Here is a 26,767-nt window from a genome sequence, read left to right as displayed (position 1 = left end):
TGGTGGTGGTGCGGGTGCTACGCAGTCGTGCGGTCGTGGTCGTGGTGCGGGCGCTACGAGGCCGTGGTCGCCGTCAGTGCGCCGGCGAGCCCCCGAAGCGCGCTCCCGTCGCCGGGGCGCCCGCCTTGGCCGCGCCGAAGGAGAGGGAGCCGCTCGCGGTGATGCCTGCGGGCGCAGCCGGGAACACCCGGACGGAGCCGTTGCCCGCGTTCTCGGCGGGGTCGCCGACCACCAGGCCGCTCTTCGCGCTCGCCTCGGCGTCGACGAGGGCGGCCTGCGTGCCGAGGAAGTCGTCCTGGAGCCTCGCGGCCGTCGTGGAGGAGGGGCGAGGGGGGGCGGCAGTGTGCGTGACCACCGGAAGGGTGAGGGCCATGATGACCGCGACGGCCGCCGGCCGGATGCGTCGGGTGGGTCGGCCGCGTCGGCCGGTACTGCGCCGGTTCATGGTGCCCCATAAGGTGTCGCGCGGCCCGAGAGGACCGGGAAGAGCCTGAGGAGAGCAGTCGTCAGCGGGGGAACGTGTCGCGGAGCCGGGCGCCGCTCGCGACCGTGCCGGATATCCCGGAAGAGGCCTGCGTGTACACCTTCTTGGACGCGGCCTTCAGACCGCCGGCCGACCCATGGAGCACGGCCATGTACCCTGCCCCGGCCTTCCCGCCGACCGTGGCACGGGGCGCGGCGACGGCGAGATCCTCGAAGCCGTCACCATTGAAGTCCTGCCGCACGGAGCCCCGTTGTACCGAGCCCTGCCGTACACCGGCCTCGGCCTCGGCCCGGGCGGCCGGCAGCGCGTTCGCGTTCGTACTCGTTCTCGCGGCCGGCACGGCGACCGTGACCGCGACGGCACGTCGTGCGCCGCACACACCCCGTGCGCCACGGCGGGAAACAGGTTCGGGCACGTCGACTCCGGCTGTCGAAAGGGCAGTTGACCGCGGAGAGGCTCAAGATCCTCATCCGCACTGCCCAGTACGACTCGCCGGAGTGACGGTTGGTTGCCCTGCCGTATACCGGAGCTTTCCCCGGAGTCACCTCACGCCGTGACGCGCCTCGCCGCTCAGAACGGCTCGAAGTCGTCGAACTCCTGCGTCGCCTCGTCCCGTTCGGCCTGCCGGTCCCGGCGCCGCTGCGTCGCGGGCCGCGGCTCCTCCAGCCGGTGGTCCTCGCCACGCCTGCCGAGCATCTCGGCACCCGCCATCACCGTCGGCTCCCAGTCGAAGACGACCGCGTTGTCCTCGGGTCCGATCGCGACACCGACGCCGGAGCGGGCGCCCGCCTTCATCAACGCGGCTTCCACACCGAGGCGGTTGAGCCGGTCCGCGAGATAGCCCACGGCCTCGTCGTTGCTGAAGTCGGTCTGCCGCACCCAGCGCTCGGGCTTCTCGCCCCGCACCCGGAACAGCCCGTCCTCTTCGAGGCTCACGGTGAAGCCCGTGTCGTCGACGGCCTTCGGCCGGATCACGATCCGGGTGGCCTCTTCCTGCGGCTTCGCCGCCCGGAACTTGGCGACCAGCTCGGCCAGCCCGAACGACAGTTCCTTCAGCCCCATGTGCGCGATCGCCGACACCTCGAAGACCCGGTAGCCGCGGGCCTCCAGATCCGGCCGCACCATCTCGGCGAGGTCCTTGCCGTCCGGTACGTCGATCTTGTTCAGGACGACGATCCGCGGCCGGTTGTCGAGGCCGCCGTACTCCCGCAGCTCCGCCTCGATGATGTCGAGGTCGGACAGCGGGTCACGGTCGGACTCCAGGGTCGCCGTGTCCAGCACGTGCACGAGCACGCTGCACCGCTCCACGTGCCGCAGGAACTCAAGGCCCAGGCCCTTGCCCTGGCTGGCACCGGGGATGAGGCCGGGCACGTCGGCGACGGTGTAGACGGTCGAGCCGGCGGTGACCACGCCCAGGTTCGGGACCAGCGTGGTGAACGGGTAGTCCGCGATCTTCGGCTTGGCGGCCGACATCACGGAGATCAGCGAGGACTTGCCGGCGCTCGGGTAGCCGACCAGGGCCACGTCCGCGACGGTCTTCAGCTCCAGGACGATGTCCTGGAAGCCCCCCGGCTCACCCAGCAGCGCGAAGCCCGGCGCCTTGCGCCGCGCGGACGCCAGCGCCGCGTTGCCGAGGCCGCCGCGGCCGCCCTGGGCGGAGATGTACGCGGTGCCGTGCCCGACCAGGTCGGCGAGCACGTTTCCCGCCTTGTCGAGGACGACGGTGCCGTCCGGGACCGGGAGGACGAGGTCCTGCCCGTCCTTGCCGGACCGGTTGCCGCCCTCACCGGGCTTGCCGTTGGTGGCCTTGCGGTGCGGGGAGTGGTGGTAGTCGAGCAGCGTGGTCACGGACTGGTCGACGATCAGGGTGACGTCGCCGCCCCGGCCGCCGTTGCCGCCGTCCGGGCCGCCCAGCGGCTTGAACTTCTCACGGTGGACGGAGGCACAGCCGTGACCTCCGCTACCCGCGGCGACATGCAGCTCGACGCGGTCCACGAAGGTGGTCATGGGATGTGCCTCCAGTTACGTACGGGGTGTTACTTGACTGCTCTGCCTAGGAGCAACACGCGAAAGGCGGACCCGCTTCCCGTGAGGGAAGTGAGGTCCGCCTCGCGCAAGCTTCCGATCAGGCGACCGGAACGATGTTCACGACCTTGCGGCCACGGTGGGTACCGAACTCCACCGCACCGGCGTTCAGCGCGAACAGCGTGTCGTCGCCGCCACGACCGACGCCCGAACCGGGGTGGAAGTGGGTGCCGCGCTGGCGGACCAGGATCTCACCCGCGTTGACGACCTGACCGCCGAAGCGCTTCACGCCGAGCCGCTGGGCATTCGAGTCGCGACCGTTCCGGGTGGACGATGCGCCCTTCTTGTGTGCCATCTCTCCTCAGTCCCTTACTTCGCAGCCGCGGGGATCTCAGTGACCTTGATCGCCGTGTACTGCTGGCGGTGGCCCTGACGACGGCGGTAGCCGGTCTTGTTCTTGTAGCGAAGGATGTCGATCTTGACGCCCTTGTGGTGGTCCACGATCTCGGCCTGGACCTTGATGCCGGCCAGCACCCACGGGTCGCTGGTAACAGCTTCGCCGTCGACAACGAGCAAGGTCGAGAGCTCGACCGTGTCGCCTACCTTGGCAGTGGAAATCTTGTCAACCTCAACGATGTCGCCGACAGCAACCTTGTGCTGGCGACCACCGCTGCGCACGATGGCGTACACGCGGATCTCACTCTCTCGCTCGGGAACGGCACCCCCGCAGTCCAGCCGCCCGACACGCGAGCGGCCTCTCCTGAGCACCCAGTGCCCTGGAGGATGAGGTTTACGGGGATGTGGCACGTCTAGGGACACGCCGCTGGTCAAGGTTACGGGGCCGCGGCCGAACGGGTCAAACCGGGCCGGGCGCCGTGGGGGTGGGGCCGGTCACGCGGACCGGCTCCACCCCCACGTCAGGCCTCGTCAGCCTTCGTCGGTGGACGCCGAGACCGAGGCGGGCGACTGCTGCTCCGCCGCCGCGGTCTTCTTCGACGCCGACTTCTTGGCGGCCGTCTTGGCGGTGGTGGTCTTCGCCGCCTTCTTGGCCGTCGTCTTCTTCGCGACGGTCTTCTTGGCCGCGGTCTTCTTGGTGGCGGCGGTCGCGGCGGCCTTCTTCGCCGTGGCCTTCTTGGCCGTCTTACGGGCCGTCTTCCTGGCCGGAGCCGCCCCATCGCCGTCGGCCTCCGCCTCGGCGTCGGACGACACGTCCACCGGCTCCTCCGCCGCCGACGGGACGACCAGCACGGCCGCCTCCTCGGACGCGGTGGGTGCGGTGGCCTTGCGCACGGCACGGCGCCGCGGACGGGCCGGGGCGGCGCTCTCGGCGGACGCCTCGGCCGGGGCCTCGACGACGGCCTCGGCCTGCGGCTCGGCCACGGGCGCGGTCTCGGCGACCGTCACCACGGCGGCCTCGGCCCCCGCGGGCGAACCGGCCGGCGCGGACACCTTGCGGGTCGCGCGACGGCGGGTACGGCCCTTGGGCGCGGCGTCCTCGGCGACCGGCGCCGACGCCTCGACGACCGGGTCCTCGACGGCGACGGGCTCGGTCTGCGCGACGGCCGCCTGCTCCGGCAGCACCGAACGCTCGACCTCTTCCTCGGCCGTCACGTCCTGCGCGGTGGGAACCTCGGCCGGGGCCTCGGTCCTCGCCTCGTCGCGCTGCTCACCACGCCGGTCGTCCCGCCGGTCGTCGCGGTCCCGCTTCGGGGCACCCGCCGGAGCGGACGCCCGTCGGCTCGACCGGCGCCGCGAACGACCCCGTCCGGCCGCGGCCTCCGCCTCGGCGACGGAGCCGTACAGCTCCTCGTCGGGTGCGAAGTCCGGCTCGGGCAGCGAGATCGGCTCGGCGGCCTCGGCCGCCACCTCCGCCACGCTCTCCTCGACCGTCTCGGGAGCCTCTACGGCCGCCTCGTGCTCGTGGTGCTCGTGCGGCTGCCCGTCACCGCCACGTCCGCGCTTGCGGCGCTTGCCGCCGCCTCCGACGGACGTCGGCTGCTCCATGTGCACGATGACGCCGCGGCCGTTGCAGTGGACGCAGGTCTCGGAGAACGACTCCAGCAGTCCCTGGCCGACCCGCTTGCGGGTCATCTGGACCAGACCCAGCGAGGTGACCTCGGCGACCTGGTGCTTCGTACGGTCGCGGCCCAGGCACTCCAGGAGGCGCCGCAGCACCAGGTCCCGGTTGGACTCCAGGACCATGTCGATGAAGTCGATGACGATGATGCCGCCGAGGTCGCGCAGCCGGAGCTGACGCACGATCTCCTCGGCCGCCTCCAGGTTGTTCCTGGTGACCGTCTCCTCCAGGTTGCCGCCCTGGCCGGTGAACTTGCCGGTGTTGACGTCGACGACGACCATCGCCTCGGTCCGGTCGATCACCAGCGAACCGCCGCTGGGCAGCCAGACCTTGCGGTCCAGCGCCTTGGCGAGCTGCTCGTCGATCCGGTACGTGGCGAAGACGTCGACCTCGGAGGTCCACCGGGACAGCCGCTCGGCCAGGTCGGGCGCGACGTGCGAGACGTACCCGTGGATGGTCTCCCACGCGTCCTCGCCGCTCACGACGACCTTGGTGAAGTCCTCGTTGAAGATGTCGCGGACGACCCGGACGGTCATGTCCGGCTCGCCGTAGAGCAGCGTCGGCGCGTTCGAGCTGCCGCCGCTCTTCGCCTTCTTCTGGATGTCCTCCCACTGGCCCTGCAGCCGCTCGACGTCCCGGCGCAGCTCCTCCTCGCTCGCACCCTCGGCGGCGGTGCGCACGATGACGCCCGCGTCCTCGGGGACGATCTTCTTGAGGATGGTCTTCAGCCGGGCCCGCTCGGTGTCGGGCAGCTTGCGGCTGATGCCGGTCATCGAGCCCTCGGGCACGTAGACCAGGTAGCGGCCCGGCAGCGAGACCTGGCTGGTCAGACGCGCGCCCTTGTGCCCGATCGGGTCCTTCGTGACCTGGACGAGGACGGGCTGCCCGGACTTCAGCGCGCTCTCGATGCGCCGCGGGCCGTGGCCCATGCCCAGCGCCTCGAAGTTGACCTCACCGGCGTACAGCACGGCGTTGCGGCCCTTGCCGATGTCGATGAAGGCGGCCTCCATCGACGGCAGCACGTTCTGCACCTTGCCGAGGTAGACGTTGCCGACGTACGAGGTCGACTGCTCCTTGTTGACGTAGTGCTCGACGAGCACGCCGTCCTCCAGGACGCCGATCTGCGTACGGTCGCCGTGCTGGCGGACGACCATCACGCGCTCGACGGCCTCGCGGCGGGCCAGGAACTCGGCCTCGGTGATGATCGGGACGCGTCGGCGGCCCTGCTCACGGCCTTCCCGGCGGCGCTGCTTCTTGGCCTCCAGGCGGGTCGAGCCCTTGATGGACTGGACCTCGTCGGACGGCTCGGAACCCCTCTCCCGCGGGGGACGGGGCTCGCGGACCTTGACGACGGTGCGCTCGGGGTCGCCGTCACCGGGCTCGCCCTCGGTGGACGAGTCACCGGCGCGACGGCGACGGCGACGGCGGCGACGGCTGCTGCTGGAGCCGCCGGCGTCCTCACGGTCGTCGGCGTCCTCGGAGGCTTCGGCATCCTCGTCGGCCTGCCCGGCGCTGTCCTCGGTGTCCTGGGAGGCCTGCTCGTCGGCGAGGTCGTCGCCGTCGCCCGACTCGGAGTCGGCCAGGTCGCCCCGGCGACGGCGACGGCCGCCCCGACGACGACGCCGGCGCGAACCGGTGTCCTCGGACTCGTCGCCCTCGGCGGAGTCCTCGGCCTCGTCGGCCTCTTCCGGCTCCTCCTCCACGACCGTCTCGGCGACCGGCTCGGCGGGGGCCTCGGGCTCCTGCGCGGGGGCGGAGCCCCGACGACGGCGCCGACGACGGCCGCTCTGCTCCTCGGGGAGCTCCTCGACGGTCTCCTCGACCTCTTCGGGCTCGACCTCGGTCACGGCCTCGGCAGCCGCCGCCGCGGCGGCCCGCTGCGGGGTCTGGAACTGCGGCTCGGTGAAGACCGGCGCCTGGAACACGGCCACGGCGGGCCGCGACGGGCGGCGCGGAGCCTCGTCGTCGTCCGCACCGCCGGCCGGCTGCGCGGGCGCGGCGAAGCCGGTGGCGGCCTTGCGGGCGACACGACGCCGACGACGCGGGGAGGCGTCCTCGACGGGCGTCTCGGCGGGCTCGCTCTGGGCGGCGGGAACCTCGGGTTCGGGCGTGCTCGTCACCACGGCCTCCTCGGCCGACTCGGACTCGGCACCGGCGGGCGCGGACACCCGACGCGTGGCACGGCGCCGCGAACGGCGCGGAGCGGCGTCCTCGGCGGCCTCGTCGGAGTCGGGCTGCTCGGCGGTCACAGCGACGGGAGCGTCGGCGACGGTGTCGGCAGGGGCGTCGGCGGGGGTCTCCACCGGCTCACCGGCGGGCGCGGAGGCCCGGCGGGTGGCACGGCGACGCGTCCGAGGCGCGGGCGCGGCCTCGTCGGCCACCGGGCTCTCGACAGCCTCGGCGGCGACGGGCGGCACGACGGTCTCGGTGACCTCGGCCGACTCTGCGGAAGCCGGTGCCCCGGCGGGCGCGGACGCCCGGCGGGTGGCACGGCGACGCGTCCGAGGCGCGGGAGCGGTCTCTTCGGCCACCGGGCTCTCGACAGCCTCGGCGGCGACGGGCGCGGTGACGACGGTCTCGGCGGCCTCGGCCGCGGCGGGAGCCCCGGCCGGTGCCGAGGCACGGCGCGTGGCACGGCGACGCGAGGTGCGGGGCGCGGCCTCGTCGGCCACCGGGCTCTCGACAGCCTCGGCGACCTCCTCGACCTCGCTGGTCTCGGCGGCTTCTTCCTCGTCGGTGACGAGGTCCTCGGCATCGGCGGCCGGTACGGCCGGCGCGACGGTCTCCTCCGGTGCCTCGGACGAGGCACCCGGCGGACCCGCCGGACGGGAAGCGGCACGGCGCCGACGACGCGGCGGCAGGGTGTCGCTGGGGGTGTTCGATTCGGAGCCCGTTGAGGACTCTGCGGGTTCGGTCGGTTCGAGCATGCGGGCGTTTCTCCCGTCAGGCTCCCGGGCGCCGCGCCTGGTCCGGCGATGATGCCGGTGACGTCCGCGGCTCGCGCGTTGCGCGGTGCCGCCGTCCGGGGCGCGGGCGCCGCACGGGAGCTTTCTGTGTCCTGTCTCGCCGGTTCCGTACGCCGAATGCGTACGGCCTGGCGAAAGTCTTGTGGTCGGTGCGCTGCCCGACCCAGGTGGCTCCCGAGTCCGAGGGCGGCGCTTGTACGACGTCCGTCCCTACGCGGAACCTTCCGGCACCTGCGCCGTCGCGGCGGCAGCGTGAGTGGCCGTCGAGAGGGCCACCACTGCCTCGCGGTCGGGCGCGAGCGGGTCGGTCACCGTGCCGGTCCCTGCATCGAACAGCCCCTGCGCCAGCCTGGTCACCGCTGCGGGGACCGGCGGCGCCAGGTCGGCCACGGCGCGGAGACCGGACAGGACGTCGTCGGGTCGTACGGCAGGCGTCACGTGCCGAACAACCAGGCGCAGTATCGCACAGGCCTGGTCGGTCGGCCTATCAGCCTGTTGACCGAGTGCTTCGAGGTGCGCCACCGCCGAGCGGGCGTCGAAGGTCCGAACGCCGTTCTTGGTCGTGCGCTGGACCTCGACGGACTCGGCGGTGTTGAAGACCGCGACCGCGCGTTCGGCGTCGGCCGGATCCACTCCGTCCAGCCGCAGCTCCCATACGGAAGCGGTGAGCCGGTCGGCGAGGCCGGAGGTGCGGGCCTCGACCGCGTCGATGACGTCGAGCCCGGTGGGCAGCGACTCGTCGAGCAGAATCCTGAGTTCCTCCGGGTCACGCGCCTGGGTGAGGGCGATCTCCAGATACTCCGCCTCACTGCCCGTGCCGGTGGGTGCGGCATTGGCGTACGACACCTTCGGATGCGGCGTGAACCCCGCCGAGTACGCCATCGGCACCTCGGCGCGGCGCAACGCACGCTCGAAGGCGCGCTGGAAGTCACGGTGGCTGGTGAACCGGAGGCGGCCGCGCTTGGTGTAGCGCAGTCGGATGCGCTGCACCGCGGGTGCGGGCGGCGGGCCTTCGGGCTGTCGCTTGCCCAGTGTCGTTCAGTCCTTCGTGAGAGCGGTCGTACTTCTACCAAGAGTACGTGTGTCGCCGCCCGTCGGTTCCCCGGCGTCCACCGGCTGCGGCTGCTTCGGCTCCCCGAAGACCATCCGCCGGAAGTCGGCGCGCGCCTGCCGTACGGACTCGCGGGCGGAGGCGAGGGCCTGCCGGGTGGCCCGCCGCACGCTGCGGGCGACCTCGGCGGCGGGCCGCAGGACCAGGTCACGGACGACGTGTCCGACGGGGGTGAGGACGGTCCGGTACACCCATCGCACCGGCTCGACGAAGATCCACCGGAAGAGGGTCCCGAGGAAGCGTCCGACGACGAGGGAGAGATGTCCGGCGATCCGCCATGCATGTCCGAGGGCCGTTCCGATCTCCCGCGCGAGAACGGCGAGCACCCGCCCGACGGGCATCAGGATCCAGCGCCACAGGGCGAGCACGGGCAGCACGAACAGGATGCGGGCGATCCAGTACAGCGCCATGCCGATACCGGTGACGATCATGCTGACGCACCACGCGACGCCCTGGACACACCAGGCGACCGCCCGGCCGACGGGGGTGAGGACCCATGTGTAGAGCCACACGGCGGGTACGACGAACAGGTACCGGGCCAGCCAGGCGACGACCGAGTAGATCCCGACGCCCAGGACGGCGAGTCCGGCCCACAGGGCGGCGAATCCGACCCCGATCCCCCTGAGCACCCACATCACACCGGCGAGCACCCACATGACACCGTGCCCCACGGGCGTCAGCGCGTGCGCGTACACCCAGGCCAGCGCGGCCCCGATGCCCCGCGCGGCCCAGGCGAGGGCGTGCCCGAGGGGTGTCAGCAGACAGCGGTACAGCCAGCCGAGGGGCACGACGACGAGGGTGTGGCCGAGCCATCGGAGTCCCTTGGCGAGCGGCACCACGACATACCGCCAGAGCCCCACGAGCGGCCAGACGAGGACGGCCCGCGCGACCCACAGCAGTGCCCGGCCGAGCGGCCGCAGCACGACGTCCCGCAACACCCGTCCCACCACGACGAACGCGTCCCACAGCATCCGCACGGGCACGACCAGCACGAGGACGACGATGCGTACCGGCACACGGATCGCGACGACGAGGCATCCCTCACCTTCGGGCACCTGCGGCGGCCGTGGCGGCTCCGGTCTCGGCGACCGTTTCTCCAGATCCATACCGACGTAGACGCCTCAGTTCCCTGTCCGGATCCAGTACCGCAACTTCCCGCCCCGCTCGTCCTCGAACTCGCCACCGTTGGCCTCGATCACCTTACGAGACCCGGTGTTGTCGATATCACAGGTGACCAGCACGTTCTCCAGTCCCAGGGCCGCGGCGCGGGGCAGCACCGCCCGGAGCATGCCGGTCGCGTGACCCCGGCGACGCACGGTCGGCCGTACGCCGTACCCGATATGCCCGCCGTAGTCCCGCAGCCGCGGAGTCAACCGATGACGTACCTGGATCCGCCCGAGACAGGTGTGACCGTCCACGAACCACCACACGCGGTCCCGGCGACCCGCCTCAGCCCCGCCCCCTCCGGGTCCACTCACTGCACCGCACCACCGGCAGGCCCTCGACGATCCTCCCCCCCACCTCGGTGGCACCCTCCCCGACGACGCCCTCGCCTTCGCCGACGTCCTGGGACTCCCTACGGTCTGGATCCCCCACTCCCACCCGTCCTGCGCCCAGCACGCCCCTGACGAGCACCTGTTGGGCACGGTGGCCCGGGAGTCCCCGGCCATCGGGGCGGCCCTGTTCTGGGACCTCGGTGAAGGCCCAGGCAGTATGGGCCCATGATTACGCTCACGAAGGAAGACGGCCCGGCCGATCTGGACGGGGTGACCCATCTGTCCATCGGCGCCTCCTGGGACCCCACCTCCGGCGCGAGCGGCGGAGTGATGGGCAAACTCCGCCGCAAGACCGGCACCGACCTCGACCTGATCGCCATCGCCCTGCACGACGGCGACCCGGTGCGCCTGGCGGGTCTCGACTCGCTCGACCCCATCGGCAACGGCTCCCTGCTCCACAGCGGGGACAACCAGACGGGACACGGGGACGGCGACGACGAGACCGTCACGGTCGAGTTCGCGAAGATCCCGCCCCACATCACCTCGATCGTGTTCGTCGCCGCCGCCTACAAGAAGGGCAGCTCGTTCCAGAAGGCGCGCAACATCAGCTTCAAGGTGTACGACGCGTCCGGCGGCAGCACCCAGCAGGTCGCCGACATCTGGCCGAGCATGCTCACCACGGACAACGGCTGCGCCGTCGCCAAGGCCGTCCGGTCCGGCGCTGCCTGGAAGCTCGAGGTGATCAACGTGACGGGAAAGATCAAACAGGGCGACGAACTGGCCCTGATGCGCTTCGCGGCCAGCAAGTAGCCGCACACCTACAGCGCAGGAAGCCGCCGCCGGTGCGAACCACCGGCGGCACCCCGCGCCACACCCCGGCCGGGCCCCACGACGACCGCACCCACCTCAGTGAACGTGCCCGCTCGCCGCGGCGTCCTTCTTGACCGTAAGAGGCAGCAGCTTCTTCCCGGTCGGGCCGATCTGGATCGACGTGTCCATCTGCGGGCACACCCCGCAGTCGAAGCACGGCGTCCAGCGGCAGTCCTCGACCTCTGTCTCGTCGAGGGCGTCCTGCCAGTCCTCCCAGAGCCAGTCCTTGTCGAGGCCGGAGTCGAGGTGGTCCCAGGGGAGGACCTCCTCGTACGTCTTCTCGCGCGTCGTGTACCAGTCGACGTCCACGCCGAAGGCGGGGAGGGTCTTGTCGGCGCAGCGCATCCAGCGGTCGTAGGAGAAGTGCTCGCGCCAGCCGTCGAAACGGCCGCCGTCCTCGTAGACCGCGCGGATGACGGCGCCGATGCGGCGGTCGCCACGGGACAGCAGGCCTTCCACGATGCCGGGCTTGCCGTCGTGGTAGCGGAAGCCGATGGAGCGGCCGTACTTCTTGTCGCCGCGGATCTTGTCGCGGAGCTTGGTGAGGCGGGCGTCCGTCTCCTCGGCGGAGAGCTGCGGGGCCCACTGGAAGGGGGTGTGCGGCTTGGGGACGAAGCCGCCGATCGACACCGTGCAGCGGATGTCGCCCTGGCCGGAGACCTCGCGGCCCTTCTGGATGACGTTCATCGCCATGTCGGCGATCTGCAGGACGTCGTCGTCGGTCTCGGTGGGCAGGCCGCACATGAAGTACAGCTTCACCTGGCGCCAGCCGTTGCCGTAGGCCGTCGCGACGGTACGGATCAGGTCCTCTTCGGAGACCATCTTGTTGATGACCTTGCGCATGCGCTCGGAGCCGCCCTCGGGGGCGAAGGTGAGGCCGGAGCGGCGGCCGTTGCGGGTGAGTTCGTTGGCCAGGTCGACGTTGAAGGCGTCCACGCGGGTCGAGGGGAGGGACAGGCCGACCTTGTCCTCCGTGTACCGGTCGGCCAGGCCCTTGGCGATGTCGCCGATCTCCGAGTGGTCGGCCGAGGAGAGGGAGAGCAGGCCGACCTCCTCGAAGCCGGTCGCCTTCAGGCCCTTCTCCACCATGTCGCCGATGCCGGTGATGGAGCGCTCACGGACCGGGCGGGTGATCATGCCCGCCTGGCAGAAGCGGCAACCGCGCGTGCAGCCGCGGAAGATCTCCACCGACATGCGCTCGTGGACCGTCTCGGCGAGCGGGACCAGGGGCTGCTTGGGGTAGGGCCACTCGTCCAGGTCCATCACCGTGTGCTTGGACACCCGCCACGGGACACCCGACTTGTTGGGGACCACGCGGGCGATACGGCCGTCCGCGAGGTACTCGACGTCGTAGAACGCCGGGATGTACACCGAGCCGGTCTTCGCGAGGCGGAAGAGGACCTCCTCGCGGCCTCCCGGCTGTCCCTCGGCCTTCCACTCGCGGATGATCCGCGTCATGTCGAGGACGGCCTGCTCGCCGTCGCCGATGATCGCCGCGTCGATGAAGTCGGCGATCGGCTCGGGGTTGAACGCGGCGTGGCCGCCGGCCAGCACGATCGGGTCGTCCAGGCCGCGGTCCTTCGACTCCAGCGGGATGCCCGCCAGGTCCAGCGCCGTCAGCATGTTGGTGTAGCCCAGCTCCGTGGAGAAGGACAGGCCGAACACGTCGAAGGCACCCACGGGACGGTGGCTGTCGACCGTGAACTGCGGGACGGCGTGCTCCCGCATCAGCGCCTCCAGGTCCGGCCACACGCTGTAGGTGCGCTCGGCGAGGACGCCCTCCTGCTCGTTCAGCACCTCGTAGAGGATCATGACGCCCTGGTTGGGCAGTCCGACCTCGTAGGCGTCCGGGTACATCAACGCCCAGCGGACATCGCACGACTCCCAGGGCTTGACGGTGGAGTTGAGCTCTCCGCCGACGTACTGGATCGGCTTCTGCACATGCGGGAGCAGAGCTTCGAGCTGCGGGAAGACCGACGCAGCGACTTCGGCAGACATGTCGCGCACCTTCGTGAGCTGGACTGGACTGACAGGACGGGAACAACGGGACGGAACCGGCGGGCGGGGAATCGACCGGGGTGACCATCTAGCGTAACGCGGTCGTGGCCGCCCCCCGTACGCCCGGCGGCTCGGCCCGGAGCCCGGCCCGGGGTTCACAGGGCCGTGACCGTGTCCTTGATCCCGTCCCAGAAACCGGGCAGCTCGGCCTCCACGTCCGCCGCCCGCCGCTCCTCCCGCCCATGGAGCAGCCCGTACGTGAAGGAGCTCTCCCCCGCCGCGTGGGCGACCGCGGCCAGCTCGCGCAGGGTCCCCCGGGCCATCACGCTGTCCTGGTGCTCGCCGAGCAGGCTCTGCAGGGACTTCATGGCCTTGGTGAGGTCCTTGGCCGGTTTACCGAGGGCGGGTGTGGCCGTCTCCGCCGCATAGCGGGTGCGCTTGGTCTTCTTGCGGGCCTCGTGCACGGCGATGTCCCGGTCGGGGCCGGGCTCCAGTTCCAGGGCCTGCTCCACGAGCGCGGAGACCTTGCCGACGTCCTTCCTCACGGCCTTGGCGATCACCTTGCCGGGTTGCTTCCCGGCCGCCTTCCGCAGCGGCGGGCCGGCGATCAGCGTGTCCAGGGCGTCGAGCAGGGCGAGGTAGCGCCGGGAGTCGAGGACGCCGATCAGCCGGCCGCGCGCTCCGCCCTGCTTGGCGTGCGCCCAGGTGTTCAGCCGCTCGGCGACCGGGCCGAAGACCAGGGCGGCGGGCACCTCGTCGAGGGCGGCCGTCAGGCGCTCGGTGAGCACCTCGCGGTCGCGGTCCACGCCCAGCTCGCCGGCCAGCCACTTCAGCTCGTCGCCGATCGGGTCGGTGACGGCCCGGTCGAGGACCGTGCCGAACGACTTGAAGGTGCTGCGCAGCCGTCGGGTGGCGACGCGCATGCTGTGCACGGAGTCCTCGACGTCCTGGCGTACGGCGGGGTCGAGGTCGACGATCGCGTCCCGCTGGACCCGCACGTACGCGAGCACGTGGTCCCCGGCGGTCGCGGGCTCCTCGGGCGGCACCGCCCGTTTCTTCGGCGCGAGGTCCTTCGGGGCGGTCTCGGCGAGGGCCCGCGCGAGCTTCGACGACGACTTCGACGGCCGTACGCCCGCCTTGCGCAGCCGCTTCTCGACCTTGTCGAGGAAGACGGGGTCGCCGTCGTCGGCGAGTTCCACCTCGATCTCGGTCCACTGGGCGTCGCCCGCGCCCCCGCTCAGCCGTTCCGCGCGGACGGCGTCCACGCTGACCTCGGCGAGCAGCCGCCCCTGCGAGTCGAGCAGTTCGCGTACGTCCCGGGCCGAACGCAGCCGGACCACGGGCACCAGCTCGGTGTCCCGGACCCGGGAGCGGACCAGGCCGGCGAGATCCTCCGGGAGGGTGTCGGAGAGCGGGGCCCGCACCTCGTCGCGCACGCCCGGGGCGATCGGGAACTTCAGGTGCCAGCCCGCGTCGGAGCCGCCGGTGCGGCGGCGCAGGGTGATCGAGGACGCGGCGAGGCGTTCGTCGGCGGTGTCGTAGTAGGTGGCGTCCAGTTCCGCGACGCCCTTGTCGAGAACGGTCTCGACGCCGGCGACACCGGTGAGGTCGGGCAGCCCGCTCTCATCGGATTCGTACTTGCGCTCGATCTCGCGTTTCGTCTCCGCCATGAACTGAATCTAGTCGCAGTCGGGCCGGTACGGCAGAGGGCCGCGGCCCGCAGGCCAGGGCCTCTGCCGGAAAATCCCGACGCCGGCAGGGGCCGCCGGTCCCTACGCCGACATGGGCCGTTGCACCCGGATCGACTGCAACAGCCCCACCGCCACCCACACCGCGAACATCGACGAGCCTCCGTACGACACGAACGGCAGCGGCAGGCCGGTGACCGGCATGATGCCGAGGGTCATGCCGATGTTCTCGAAGGCCTGGAAGGCGAACCAGGCGACGATCCCGGCGGCGACGATCGTGCCGTACAGCTCGGTCGTCTCGCGGGCGATACGGCAGGCGCGCCACAGCAGCACACCCATCAGGATGATGATCAGGCCGCCGCCGACGAAGCCCAGCTCCTCCCCCGCGACCGTGAACACGAAGTCGGTCTGCTGCTCCGGCACGAACTGGCCGGTGGTCTGCGAGCCGTGGAAGAGGCCGGAGCCGGTGAGGCCGCCGGAACCGATCGCGATACGGGCCTGGTTGGTGTTGTAGCCGACGCCGGCGGGGTCGAGGCTGGGGTTGGCGAACGCGGCGAAGCGGGCGATCTGGTACTCGTCCAGGATGTGCAGCTGCCAGATGGCGATGGCACCGGTCGCCCCGGCGCCGAGCAGTCCGAACACCCACCGGTTGGAGGCGCCGGAGGCGAGCAGCACGCCCAGCACGATGATGACCATGACCATGACGGACCCGAGGTCGGGCATCAGCATCACGATCAGCATCGGTACGGCGGCCAGGCCGAGCGCCTGGAGCACGGTCCGGTGGTCGGGGTAGGGCTTGTCGCCCGCGTCCACCCGGGCCGCCAGCAGCATCGCCATGCCCAGGATGATCGTGACCTTCACGAACTCGGAGGGCTGCAGCGAGAAGCCGCCGCCGATCACGATCCACGAGTGCGCGCCGTTGACCGTGGTGCCGAGCGGGGTGAGCACCATCAGGATCAGGAACACCGAGGCGCCGTAGAGGATCGGCACGGCCGTGCGCAGGGTGCGGTGGCCGAGCCAGACGGTGGCGAGCATCAGGGCGAAGCCGATGCCGGTGTTCATGATGTGCCGGAGCAGGAAGTAGTACGGGTCGCCCTGGTTGATCTCGGTGCGGTTGCGGGTCGCCGAGAAGACCAGGAGCGAGCCGATGCCGGAGAGGGCCAGGGCCGCCAGCAGTATCGGCCAGTCCAGCCGGCGGGCCAGCGAGTCGCGGGCGAACAGGCGGGTCCAGCCCGCGCGTTCGGGGCCGTAGCCCGAGACCTGGAAGCTGTTCACACCGGTCATGTGAGCATCCTCCGACTTCCCCTGCCGCGCCGTCGCCGGCGCGCGTTCCGGTTGCCCGTGGTGGTCGTGCCCACCGTGGCCGCGAGCGTCTGCCCGTCCGTCTCCGTCTTGCTCTTCTGGTCGGCCCGCTGTTCCTTGGCCGGGTCCTTGGAGATCTTCGGGGAGGTGATCGAGCCGTCCGTCTTGATCTTCGGCAGGCTCTTCTGCGGGGTCGGCAGCAGCGCCTTCTTGGCGTTGATCTTGCCGTCCTCGGAGACGCCGTACAGCGCGTTGTAGATCTTGCGCACGGCGGGGCCCGAGGCGCCGGAGCCGGTGCCGCCCTGGGAGATGGTCATGACGACCGTGTAGTCCTTGGTGTACGTGGCGAACCAGGAGGTGGTCTGCTTGCCGTAGACCTCGGCGGTACCCGTCTTGGCGTGCATCGGGATCTTGTCCTGCGGCCAGCCGCCGAACCGCCAGGCGGCCGAACCGCGGGTCACGACTCCCGCGAGGGCGTCGTCGATCTCGGCGAGCGTCTTCTTCGAGTCCGGCAGCTTGCCGTGCGACTTGGGCGCGATCTCCTGGACGGTCTTGCCGTCGGCGCTGACGACCGCCTTGCCGACCGTCGGGTCGTACAGCGTGCCGCCGTTGGAGATGGCCCCGTAGATCGTCGCCATCTGTATCGGCGTGACGAGGGTGTCGCCCTGGCCGATGGAGTAGTTGACGGAGTCACCGGCGCGCATCTTGTTGCCTTCGAGGCAGTTCTCGTACGCGATCTGCTCCGCGTACGTGCCGCCCTTCTTGCCGTACTTGCACCAGGCGTCCTTGTTGGCCTTCCAGTAGTCCTGCTTCCACTTGCGGTCCGGGATCCGGCCGCTGACCTCGTTCGGGAGGTCGATGCCGGTCTCCTTGCCGAGGCCGAACTCGTGGGCGGTCTTGTAGAACCAGTCGTGGGCGTTCTTCTTCGGCGTGTTGCCGCCGTCGCGCTGCCACTCCTGGTGGGCCAGGCGGTAGAAGACCGTGTCGCAGGAGACCTCCAGGGCGCGGCCGATGTTGATCGGGCCGTACCCCTTGGACTCGAAGTTCTTGAAGACCTGGCCGCCGATGGAGTACGAGCTGGAGCACTCGTAGTTCCCGTCGAAGGGGTAGCCCGCGTTGACCGCGGCCGAGCTGGAGACGACCTTGAAGATCGAGCCGGGGGCGGCCTGGCCCTGGATCGCGCGGTTGAGCAGGGGGTAGTTGGAGTTCTTGCCGGTGAGCCTGGAGTAGTCCTTGGCGGAGATGCCGCCGACCCACGCGTTCGGGTCGTACGACGGGTTCGACGCCATGGCGACCACCCGGCCGGTCTTGGCCTCCATCACCACGACCGCGCCGGAGTCGGCCTTGTACTTCTCGCCGGTGTTCGTGTCGAAGATCTTGCGGGCTTCCTTCATGGCGTCGTTCAGCTCGTACTCGGCGACCCGCTGAACGCGGGCGTCGACGCTGGTGACCAGGCTGGACCCGGCCTCGGCGGGGTCGGCCTCGGCCTCGCCGATGACCCGGCCGAGGTTGTCGACCTCGTAGCGGGTGACGCCTGCCTTGCCGCGCAGTTCCTTGTCGTACTGGCGCTCCAGACCCGAGCGGCCGACCTGGTCCGAGCGCAGGTAGGGCGAGTCGGTGTCCTGGGCCTTGGTGATCTCCTCGTCGGTGACGGGCGAGAGATAGCCGAGGACCTGGGCGGTGTTGGCCTGGCCGGGGGCGGCGTAGCGGCGCACGGCCTCGGGCTCGGCGGTGATGCCGGGGAAGTCCTCGGCGCGCTCACGGATCTGCAGTGCCTGCTTGGCGGTGGCCTCGTCGGTGATGGGGATCGGCTGGTAGGGCGAGCCGTTCCAGCAGGGCTGGGGCGTCTCGGAGTCGCACAGCCGGACCTTCTGCGTGACCTCCTCGGGCTTCATGCCGAGGACCTTGGCCAGCTTGGTGAGGACGCCCTTGCCGTCGTCCTTCATCTTCAGCAGGTCGGTACGGGAGGCGGAGACCACCAGGCGGGTCTCGTTGTCCGCGAGGGGCACTCCGCGGGCGTCCAGGATGGAGCCGCGCACCGCGGGCTCGACGACCTGCTGGACGTGGTTGCCGGACGCCTCCTCGGCGTACGCGTCGCCCTCCCGGATCTGGAGGTACCACAGGCGTCCGCCGAGGGTGCCGAGCAGGGAGAGGACGAGGATCTGGATGACGATGAGACGGATCTGGACGCGTGGGGTCCGGCCGGTCTCGGGGATGTTGGTCACTGCGGCTGCCTCCCCCTCTCAGTGTGCGGACGTGTGTGCGCGTACGAATGATGAACGACGGGCCTGTGAGGCCCCGTTCCACCGGAACGTCCCCGTTCGGGTGAACTTGCGTGCGCTCACAGCCGCTTGACCCCCTTGATGCGGCCGGCGCGGGCCGTGCGGACCCGGGCGGCCTTCGCCTTCAGGCCGTTGCGCTGGCCGCCGATCCGCAGTCCGGTGCCGGACGAGAGCCAGCCGGAGGAGATGTCGGTGGCCTTGGCGGCGGCGGAGTTGGTGTCGGCGAGCGGGTCGTTCTCCGCGCGCCGGGCCAGCGCCATGATGCCGGGGACGACGAACGGGGCGAGCAGCAGGTCGTACAGCGCGGCCGTGAACAGCAGGCTGCCGAGGCCGACATGGCGGGCGGCGGTGTCACCGACGAGCGCGCCGACACCGGCGTACAGCAGGGTGGTGCCGACGGCGGCGGCGACCACGACGACCATGGGGCCGGTGGCCGACTTCAGCCGGCCGTTCTCCGGTTTCGCGAGGCCGGCGAGGTAGCCGATGACACACAGCACGAGCGCGTAGCGGCCGGCCGCGTGGTCGGCGGGCGGGGCGAGGTCGGCGAGGAGACCGGCGCCGAAGCCGACGAGGGCGCCGCCGACATGGCCGTACACCATGGCGAGGCCCAGGACGGTCAGGAGCAGCAGGTCGGGGACGGCGCCCGGGAGGTGGAGCCGGGCGAGGACGCTCACCTGGAGGACCAGGGCGACGGCGACCAGGGACGTGGACAGCAGGATCCGGTTGACGCGCATGGGCTACAGCTCCTACTGCTCTTCTTGGATCTGGCCGTCGACCGGCGCGTTCGCGGACGGGGTGACGGTCACCGTCACAGTCGGCGTGGGGGTCGGTTTGGGCTTGGCGGGCAGCACCGTGTCGCGCGGATCCTTCTTCGGGGCCTCGACGACGACGCCGACGATGTCGAGCTTGCTGAAGCTGACGTACGGCGTGACATAGAGGGTGCGGGTGAGGTCGCCGGCGGAGGGGTCGACGCGGGAGACCACACCGACCGGCACACCGGGGACGAAGGGCCGGTCGGCCTGCGAGCCGAAGGTGACCAGACGGTCGCCCTTCTTGATCTCGGCCTTGCCGTTGAGGAGTTCGACGCGCAGCGGGCGGTCACCCTGCCCGGAGGCGAAGCCGAGTTCGTCGCCGGCCTCCATCCGGGTGCCGACGGTGAAGTCGGGGTCGTTGGCGAGCAGGACGGTCGCGGTGCCCGGGCCGACGGTCGTCACGCGCCCGACCAGACCGTCCCCGTTCAGGACCGTCATGTCGCGCTGGATGCCGTCGTTCGCGCCGACGTCGATGGTGATCGTCCAGGAGAAGCCCTGGGCCGCTCCTATGGCGATGACCTGGGCGCCCTTGATGCCGTACTGGCCGGCGCCGGTGAGCTTCAGCATCTTGTCGAGCTGGGTGAGGCGGCTGCGGCTGCGGTCGTCGCTGCCGAGCCTCGCCTCCAGGGCCGCGTTCTCCCGCTCCAGCTCGGCGAGCCGGTCGTGCCGTTCGCCGGAGTCACGGATGGCCGATACGGCGTTGCCGACCGGGTCGACCGCGGCCGACACGCCGTCCTCGATCGGGCCGAACACCGTGGCCGCGCCCTGGCGGGCACCGTCGACGGGTGAGTCCTCCCCGCCGCGGATGTCGACCGTGATCAGCGCGAACGCGACGGCGACCAGCAGCACCAGGAGCAGCCGGCTCTCTCGTGTGTCCCTCACGTGCGGCGGCCGTGCCTTCCTCATAGAAATGTGCAGAGGTTCAGGTGTTGAGGTACTGAGCTATTGAGGTGTCGGGGGTTTCAGAGGCTTTGGGTGAGCTTATGCCTCTATATCAACGATCCGCCGTACGAGAGGAGATCATCCCGTACGGCGGAATCGAAGAGTTACGTCATCTGCGCGGCGAGGCGTCGAGCACCTGCTGCAACGCCTCGAACTCCTCCACGCACTTTCCGGAGCCGAGCGCCACGCTGTCCAGCGGGTCCTCGGCGATGTGGATCGGCATGCCGGTCTCACGGCGCAGCCGCTCGTCCAGGCCGCGGAGCAGCGCCCCACCACCCGTCAGAACGATGCCGCGGTCCATGATGTCGCCGGACAGCTCGGGCGGGCACTTGTCGAGGGTCGTCTTGACCGCGTCCACGATGGCGTTGACGGGTTCCTCGATCGCCTTGCGCACTTCGGCGGCCGAGATGACGACGGTCTTGGGCAGCCCGGAGACAAGGTCCCGGCCGCGGATTTCGGTGTGCTCGTCAGCGTCGAGGTCGTACGCCGAACCGATCGTGATCTTGATCTGTTCGGCCGTTCGCTCACCGAGGAGGAGCGAGTACTCCTTCTTGATGTGCTGGATGATCGAGCTGTCCAGTTCGTCACCCGCGACGCGAATGGACTGGGCGGTGACGATGCCGCCGAGGGAGATGACCGCGACCTCCGTGGTGCCGCCGCCGATGTCCACCACCATGTTGCCCGTCGCCTCGTGGACCGGCAGCCCGGAACCGATGGCGGCCGCCATGGGCTCCTCGATGATGTGCACCTGACGGGCGCCGGCCTGCGACGACGCCTCGATGACGGCGCGGCGCTCGACGCCCGTGATACCCGAGGGCACACAGACGACGACCCGCGGACGAGCCAGATACCGCCGCTTGTGGATCTTCAGAATGAAGTAGCGGAGCATCCGCTCGGTGATCTCGAAGTCGGCGATCACGCCGTCCTTCAGCGGACGCACGGCAACGATGTTGCCGGGCGTACGCCCGATCATCTTCTTGGCTTCGGCGCCGACCGCGAGAATGCCACCGGTGTTGGTGTTGATCGCGACGACGGACGGCTCGTTGAGTACGATCCCGCGACCCCTGACGTACACCAGCGTGTTGGCGGTCCCGAGGTCGACAGCCATGTCACGGCCGATGAACGACATTGAGTTCCCCATCAGGATTCGACTGGCCTTCCAGGAGCTTTTGAGGGCTTTTCAGGTCGGCAGGGTGGGTGCAGTGACGTGAAGGCTTCCATCGTAGACGCGCCTTCGCGGACACCGCGTGAGGGTCTCCGCCATTGTCAGCAGATGCTGTGTGGGTTCGCTTGTGGAGACGGGCGTTCGGGGGCACTCGTTCCCTCGATCGCCACGCATATGCCAGAAAGCCCGGGGGCAAACGCCCCCAGACCTCCCGCTTCCCGCCTCCCGTACCGCGGTCGCTACGCGCGACCCGCGAAGAAGATCTTCACCTCGCGCTCGGCGGACTCCTCGGAGTCGGAGGCGTGGATGAGGTTCTCGCGCACGATCGTGCCGAAGTCACCGCGGATGGAACCCGGGGCCGCGGCGATCGGGTCGGTCGGACCGGCCAGCGCCCGCACACCCTCGATGACCCGCTCGCCCTCGACGATCAGCGCCACCACCGGACCCGAGGCCATGAACTCGACCAGCGGCTCGTAGAAGGGCTTGCCCTTGTGCTCGCCGTAGTGCTGCTCCAGTGTGTCCTGGTCCAGGGTGCGCAGCTCCAGCGCGGTGATCTGCCAGCCGTCCTTGCGCTCGATACGGCTGATGATCTCGCCGGTCAGGCCACGACGGACGGCGTCGGGCTTGAGCAGGACGAGGGTGCGCTGGCTCACGGGAGGACTCCTTCTACGGCCGGTGTGTGCGGTGGGATGAGGTTACAGGGCGTGTCGGGCTTCCTGTCACACAGCGTCAGGTGTAGAGGGAGCCGGTCACGCCGCGCCCGGCGTCGAGGCGTCCGCGCCCGCCGCCTGCGCCGCGAACCTCGCCTTCGCCTCGTCGATCTTCCGGCCGTAGTGCACCGACGCCCACCACAGGGCCGCGAAGATCGCCCCCAGGAAGAACATCGTCGGGACGACGACCCCCGAGGCGATCAGGGCGATCTGCAGGGCCCAGCCGAGGGCGACCCCGCCGGGGCGGGTCACCATGCCGCACACCAGCAGGCACAGGAACATGGCGATGCCGCTGACCGTCCACACCGTGGAGCCGGCCAGGTCGGGGTCCTTCATCGCGACCAGCGCGGCGAAGCCGATGATGAAGACCTCGCCGATCAGGGTCGAAGCACAGAGCGTACGCATGTCGCGGTCTCAGCCCTTCCCCAGCAGCAGCCGGGCCTCGCCGACGGTGATGACGGATCCGGTGACGAGCACTCCGCCGCCCGCGTACTCGCCCTCCTCCTCGGCCAGCGTGATCGCCGCCTCCAATGCGTCCGGCAGCCGCGGCTCGACCTGCACCCGGTCGTCGCCGAACACCTCGACGGCGATGGCGGCGAGCTCGTCGGCGTCCATCGCGCGATGGCTGGAGTTCTGGGTCACGACCACCTCGGCGAAGATCGGCTCGAAGGCTTCGAGCAGCCCGCGTACGTTCTTGTCGGCGCTCGCCCCGACGATCCCGATCAGCCGGCTGAAGTCGAAGGCCTCCCCGACCGCCTCGGCGGTGGCGCGCGCGCCGGCCGGGTTGTGGGCGGCGTCCAGGACCACGGTCGGCGACCGCCGGACGACTTCGAGGCGCCCCGGTGAGGACACCGCGGCGAACGCCTTGCGGATCGTGTCGATGTCCAGCGGCTCGGGCCGCTGCGAACCGACACCGAAGAACGCCTCCACGGCGGCCAGCGCCACGGCCGCGTTGTGCGCCTGGTAGGGGCCGTGCAGCGGCAGATACACCTCGGGGTACTCGCCGCCCAGACCGCGCAGCGTGACCAGCTGTCCGCCGACGGCGACCTGACGTGCGACGACCCCGAACTCCAGCCCCTCGCGGGCCACCGTGGCGTCGACCTCCACGGCCTTCTTCAGCAGCACCTGGGCGGCGTCCACCGGCTGCTGGGCCAGGATGACCGTCGCGTCCTGCTTGACGATGCCGGCCTTCTCGGTGGCGATCGCCCCGGGCGTCTCCCCCAGCCGGTCGGTGTGGTCGAGGTCGATCGGGGTGACCACCGCGACATCGCCGTCGATCACGTTGGTGGCGTCCCAGGAGCCGCCCATGCCCACCTCGACGACGGCGACGTCGACCGGCGCGTCCGCGAACGCGGCGTACGCCATGCCCGTGAGCACCTCGAAGAACGACAGCCGGTACTCCTGCTGCGCGTCGACCATCTCGATGTACGGCTTGATGTCCTCGTACGTCTCGACGAACCGCTCGGCGGAGATCGGCGCCCCGTCCAGGCTGATCCGCTCGGTGACCGACTGCACGTGCGGCGAGGTGTACCGGCCGGTGCGCAGGTCGAAGGCGCCGAGGAGGGCCTCGATCATGCGGGCGGTGGAGGTCTTGCCGTTGGTGCCGGTGATGTGGATGGAGGGGTACGCCCGCTGCGGCTCGCCCAGCACGTCCATCAGCGCGGCGATGCGGCCGACCGAGGGCTCCAGTTTGGTCTCGCCCCAGCGGGAGGCGAGCTCGGTCTCGACCGCCCTGAGGGCCTGGTCGAGCTCGGGGTCCTCCGGACGTGCGGGGACGTCCGTCTGCGGGGCGGCGCCCTGGGTGCGCAGGGTGCGGCTGCCGGCCTCGATCACCGCGAGGTCCGGGTCCCTTTCGGTCTCGGCCGCGATGATCTCGTCGAAGTCACTGCTGTCTTGCGGGGGCTGCTCACTCACGCGGACCAGTCTACGTAGCCCACGCGAGCCACACGCCTCTCGCCCCCGCCGCCCTCTCCCGTCCCGACCCGGGGGCCAGCCCCCGGACCCCCGCTCCTCAAACGCCGGAGGGGCTGATTTCAGCCCGTCCGGCGTTTGAGGACGAGGCCCCTTCAGGGCCGAAGCGGGGGTCTGGGGGCGGCAGCCCCCAGAGACGGTCAGGCCGTCGGCAGGCGGTCCAGTTGGGCGGCGAGGCGGGCGATGTCCTCGTCCGCCTTCGCGAGCCGCGCGCGGATCTTCTCGACCACCTGGTCGGGAGCCTTCGCGAGGAACGCCTCGTTGCCGAGCTTCGCGTCGGCCTGCGCCTTCTCCTTCTCCGCGGCGGCGAGATCCTTGGCGAGCCGCTTGCGCTCGGCCGGGACGTCGATCGTGCCGGAGAGGTCGAGGGCGACCTCCGCACCGGCGACCGGCAGGGTCGCCGTCGCCGTGAAGGCGTCGCCCTCCGGCTGGAGACGGAGCAGCTGACGGATCGCGGCCTCGTGGGGCGCCAGTGCCGTGCCGTCCAGGGAGAGACGGGCCGGGACACGCTGCCCCGGCTGCAGCCCCTGGTCGGCGCGGAAGCGGCGGACCTCCGTGATGACGGACTGAAGCGTCTCGATCTCCCGCTCCGCGCCCGGATCCCGGAAACCGCCCGGCGCGACGGCACCAGGAACGGACACGGCCGCGGGCCACTCGGCGACGACGAGGGACTCGCCACCGGTCAGCGTGGTCCACAGGGTCTCCGTGACGAACGGGACGACCGGGTGGAGCAGCTTGAGGGTGACGTCGAGGACCTCGCCGAGAACGCGGCCGGAGACCTTCGCCGGCTCGCCGCCCGCCATGAACGTCGTCTTGGACAGCTCGACGTACCAGTCGAAGACCTCGTCCCACGCGAAGTGGTAGAGGGCGTCGGAGAGCTTGGCGAACTGGAAGTCGTCGTAGAACGCGTCGACTTCGGCCAGCGTCTTGTTCAGGCGGGACAGGATCCAGCGGTCCGTGGCCGTCATCTCGGACGCGTCCGGGAGGGGGCCCTCGATCGTCGCGCCGTTCATCAGCGCGAAGCGCGTGGCGTTCCAGATCTTGTTGGCGAAGTTCCGGGACGCCTGGACCCAGTCCTCGCCGATCGGCACGTCCGTACCGGGGTTGGCGCCGCGGGCGAGGGTGAAGCGGACGGCGTCGGAGCCGTACGCGTTCATCCACTCCAGCGGATCCACGGCGGTGCCCGAGGACTTGGACATCTTCTTGCCGAACTGGTCACGGACCAGACCGGTCAGGGTGATGGTCTTGAACGGGACCTCGCCGTCCATCGCGTACAGGCCGAACATCATCATCCGGGCGACCCAGAAGAAGATGATGTCGTGGCCGGTGAGCAGGACGTCGGTGGAGTAGAACTTCCGCAGATCCTCGGTCTGTTCGGGCCAGCCGAGCGTCGAGAAGGGCCACAGGCCGGAGGAGAACCAGGTGTCCAGGACGTCGGGGTCCTGGGTCCAGCCCTCGCCGGTCGGCGGCTCGTCGTCGGGGCCGACACAGACGACCTCGCCGTCGGGGCCGTACCAGACGGGGATGCGGTGGCCCCACCACAGCTGACGCGAGATGCACCAGTCGTGCATGTTGTCGACCCAGTCGAAGTAGCGCTTCGACATGTCCGCGGGGTGGATGGCGACGCGCCCGTCACGGACGGCGTCACCGGCCGCCTGGGCCAGCGGGCCGACCTTGACCCACCACTGCATCGACAGCCGGGGTTCCAGCGTCGTCTTGCAGCGGGAGCAGTGCCCGACGGAGTGGACGTAGGGGCGCTTCTCCGCGACGATCCGGCCCTCGGCGCGCAGCGCGGCGACGATCGCGGAGCGGGCCTCGAAGCGGTCCAGGCCCTCGAAGGGGCCGTGGACGGTGATGACACCCCGCTCGTCCATGACGGTCAGCGACTCCAGGTCGTGCCGCTGGCCGATCGCGAAGTCGTTCGGGTCGTGGGCCGGGGTCACCTTGACGGCACCGGTGCCGAACTCGGGGTCGACATGGGTGTCGGCGACGACCGGGATGGTGCGGTCGGTCAGCGGCAGCTTGATGCGCCGGCCGATGAGGTGCCGGTAGCGCTCGTCGTCGGGGTGGACGGCGACCGCGGTGTCACCGAGCATCGTCTCGGCCCGGGTGGTGGCGACGACCAGCGTGTCGTCCCCCTCGCCGTACTTGATGGAGACCAGCTCGCCGTCGTCGTCCTGGTACTCGACCTCGATGTCGGAGATCGCGGTGAGACAGCGCGGACACCAGTTGATGATGCGCTCGGCGCGGTAGATCAACTCGTCGTCGTAGAGCCGCTTGAAGATGGTCTGGACGGCCTGCGAGAGGCCCTCGTCCATGGTGAAGCGCTCGCGGCTCCAGTCGACGCCGTCGCCGAGCCGGCGCATCTGGCCGAGGATCTTGCCGCCGTACTCCTCCTTCCACTGCCAGACGCGCTCGACGAACGCCTCGCGGCCCAGGTCGTGGCGGGACTTGCCCTCCTTGCCGAGCTCGCGCTCGACGACGTTCTGGGTGGCGATGCCCGCGTGGTCCATGCCCGGGAGCCACAGCGCCTCGTAGCCCTGCATGCGCTTGCGGCGCGTCAGGGCGTCCATGAGCGTGTGCTGGAAGGCGTGCCCGAGGTGCAGGCTTCCCGTGACGTTCGGCGGCGGGATGACGATCGTGTACGGCGGCTTCCCGCTCTTCGCGTCCGCCTCGAAGTAACCCCGCTCCACCCAGCGCTCGTACAGCGGCCCCTCTACGTCGGCCGGCGCGTACTGGGTCGGCAGTTCGGTGTGGGGCGCTGATGGCTGCTGCTGAGCGTTCTCGGTCACGGGCCCAGTTTAGGGGTGTCACCGGGCAGTCCCGAAACGCGTTTGTTCTGTAACGGTGGGCCCCCCGATGCCGTGT

At 70.6% G+C, this 26,767-nt stretch carries 20 protein-coding genes and 1 pseudogene; 1 reads left to right on the top strand and 20 read right to left on the bottom strand.

Annotated features, from left to right (window positions below):
- Positions 1 to 73: 73 nt before the first annotated feature.
- From ACZ5VD_RS03070 to ACZ5VD_RS03030, 9 genes and pseudogenes are all read right to left on the bottom strand, one after another.
- Positions 74 to 445 carry a hypothetical protein gene (locus ACZ5VD_RS03070; RefSeq protein WP_468680412.1) on the bottom strand — a complete coding sequence of 124 codons (372 nt, stop codon included), beginning with the start codon at positions 443 to 445 and terminating at the stop codon, positions 74 to 76.
- A 61-nt stretch (positions 446 to 506) separates the two neighbouring features.
- Positions 507 to 899 carry an integrin alpha gene (locus ACZ5VD_RS03065; protein WP_468680410.1) on the bottom strand — a complete coding sequence of 131 codons (393 nt, stop codon included), beginning with the start codon at positions 897 to 899 and terminating at the stop codon, positions 507 to 509.
- Positions 900 to 1,054: 155 nt separating this feature from the next.
- Positions 1,055 to 2,491, bottom strand: coding sequence for a GTPase ObgE (gene obgE / locus ACZ5VD_RS03060; protein WP_468552700.1), 1,437 nt, complete (start codon positions 2,489 to 2,491; stop codon positions 1,055 to 1,057).
- 118 nt (positions 2,492 to 2,609) lie between these two features.
- Positions 2,610 to 2,864 (bottom strand): 50S ribosomal protein L27, encoded by a 255-nt coding sequence (gene rpmA, locus ACZ5VD_RS03055; protein WP_019063244.1) that lies wholly within the window; start codon positions 2,862 to 2,864, stop codon positions 2,610 to 2,612.
- Positions 2,865 to 2,878: 14 nt separating this feature from the next.
- Complete coding sequence (gene rplU, locus ACZ5VD_RS03050; protein ID WP_081221565.1) at positions 2,879 to 3,199, bottom strand: 50S ribosomal protein L21; 321 nt, start codon at positions 3,197 to 3,199, stop codon at positions 2,879 to 2,881.
- A 237-nt stretch (positions 3,200 to 3,436) separates the two neighbouring features.
- A complete protein-coding gene (locus tag ACZ5VD_RS03045) occupies positions 3,437 to 7,513 on the bottom strand; it encodes an Rne/Rng family ribonuclease (RefSeq protein ID WP_468680407.1) in 4,077 nt (1,358 codons plus the stop codon).
- 249 nt (positions 7,514 to 7,762) lie between these two features.
- Positions 7,763 to 8,542 (bottom strand): TIGR03936 family radical SAM-associated protein, encoded by a 780-nt coding sequence (locus ACZ5VD_RS03040; protein ID WP_468680406.1) that lies wholly within the window; start codon positions 8,540 to 8,542, stop codon positions 7,763 to 7,765.
- 48 nt (positions 8,543 to 8,590) lie between these two features.
- A complete protein-coding gene (locus tag ACZ5VD_RS03035) occupies positions 8,591 to 9,769 on the bottom strand; it encodes a phage tail tape measure protein (RefSeq protein ID WP_468680404.1) in 1,179 nt (392 codons plus the stop codon).
- Between the two features lie 15 nt (positions 9,770 to 9,784).
- Positions 9,785 to 10,087, bottom strand: a pseudogene (locus ACZ5VD_RS03030) (GNAT family N-acetyltransferase); the annotation flags it as partial.
- Between the two features lie 297 nt (positions 10,088 to 10,384).
- Between ACZ5VD_RS03030 and ACZ5VD_RS03025 the strand changes: the two are divergent.
- Positions 10,385 to 10,969, top strand: a complete 585-nt coding sequence (locus ACZ5VD_RS03025; protein WP_468550337.1) for a TerD family protein — start codon at positions 10,385 to 10,387, stop codon at positions 10,967 to 10,969.
- Between the two features lie 96 nt (positions 10,970 to 11,065).
- On the opposite strand, the gene ACZ5VD_RS03020 is transcribed toward ACZ5VD_RS03025, so the two are convergent.
- The 11 genes from ACZ5VD_RS03020 to ACZ5VD_RS02970 form a co-directional block, all read right to left on the bottom strand.
- On the bottom strand, positions 11,066 to 13,027 hold the full coding sequence (locus tag ACZ5VD_RS03020) for a TIGR03960 family B12-binding radical SAM protein (protein WP_468680402.1): 1,962 nt from the start codon (positions 13,025 to 13,027) through the stop codon (positions 11,066 to 11,068).
- A gap of 155 nt (positions 13,028 to 13,182) precedes the next feature.
- Positions 13,183 to 14,697, bottom strand: coding sequence for a CYTH and CHAD domain-containing protein (locus ACZ5VD_RS03015; RefSeq protein ID WP_468680400.1), 1,515 nt, complete (start codon positions 14,695 to 14,697; stop codon positions 13,183 to 13,185).
- 102 nt (positions 14,698 to 14,799) lie between these two features.
- A complete protein-coding gene (gene rodA / locus ACZ5VD_RS03010) occupies positions 14,800 to 15,999 on the bottom strand; it encodes a rod shape-determining protein RodA (protein WP_468550343.1) in 1,200 nt (399 codons plus the stop codon).
- Positions 15,996 to 18,242 (bottom strand): penicillin-binding protein 2, encoded by a 2,247-nt coding sequence (gene mrdA, locus ACZ5VD_RS03005; protein WP_468550344.1) that lies wholly within the window; start codon positions 18,240 to 18,242, stop codon positions 15,996 to 15,998. Before mrdA ends, rodA begins: the two co-directional genes overlap by 4 nt.
- A gap of 116 nt (positions 18,243 to 18,358) precedes the next feature.
- Positions 18,359 to 19,033 (bottom strand): rod shape-determining protein MreD, encoded by a 675-nt coding sequence (mreD, locus tag ACZ5VD_RS03000; RefSeq protein ID WP_468550345.1) that lies wholly within the window; start codon positions 19,031 to 19,033, stop codon positions 18,359 to 18,361.
- A gap of 12 nt (positions 19,034 to 19,045) precedes the next feature.
- Positions 19,046 to 19,993, bottom strand: coding sequence for a rod shape-determining protein MreC (gene mreC, locus ACZ5VD_RS02995; protein ID WP_468550346.1), 948 nt, complete (start codon positions 19,991 to 19,993; stop codon positions 19,046 to 19,048).
- Between the two features lie 169 nt (positions 19,994 to 20,162).
- On the bottom strand, positions 20,163 to 21,182 hold the full coding sequence (locus ACZ5VD_RS02990; RefSeq protein WP_468550347.1) for a rod shape-determining protein: 1,020 nt from the start codon (positions 21,180 to 21,182) through the stop codon (positions 20,163 to 20,165).
- 275 nt (positions 21,183 to 21,457) lie between these two features.
- Positions 21,458 to 21,871 (bottom strand): nucleoside-diphosphate kinase, encoded by a 414-nt coding sequence (gene ndk / locus ACZ5VD_RS02985; protein WP_468550348.1) that lies wholly within the window; start codon positions 21,869 to 21,871, stop codon positions 21,458 to 21,460.
- Positions 21,872 to 21,967: 96 nt separating this feature from the next.
- The gene (locus tag ACZ5VD_RS02980) at positions 21,968 to 22,333 is read right to left on the bottom strand and encodes a DUF4233 domain-containing protein (RefSeq protein ID WP_468550349.1); all 366 of its coding nucleotides are present in this window, start codon (positions 22,331 to 22,333) and stop codon (positions 21,968 to 21,970) included.
- A gap of 9 nt (positions 22,334 to 22,342) precedes the next feature.
- Entirely contained in the window at positions 22,343 to 23,842 is a 1,500-nt protein-coding gene (folC, locus tag ACZ5VD_RS02975) for a bifunctional tetrahydrofolate synthase/dihydrofolate synthase (RefSeq protein ID WP_468550350.1), read from the bottom strand.
- 197 nt (positions 23,843 to 24,039) lie between these two features.
- Positions 24,040 to 26,691: a valine--tRNA ligase gene (locus ACZ5VD_RS02970; protein ID WP_468550351.1), complete on the bottom strand. Its 2,652-nt coding sequence runs from the start codon at positions 26,689 to 26,691 to the stop codon at positions 24,040 to 24,042.
- Positions 26,692 to 26,767: the final 76 nt, after the last annotated feature.

This window comes from Streptomyces sp. NPDC032822 (assembly GCF_055578825.1).
Note: the sequence above shows the minus strand (reverse complement) of the source record. Positions and strands in the feature narration are given on the sequence as shown.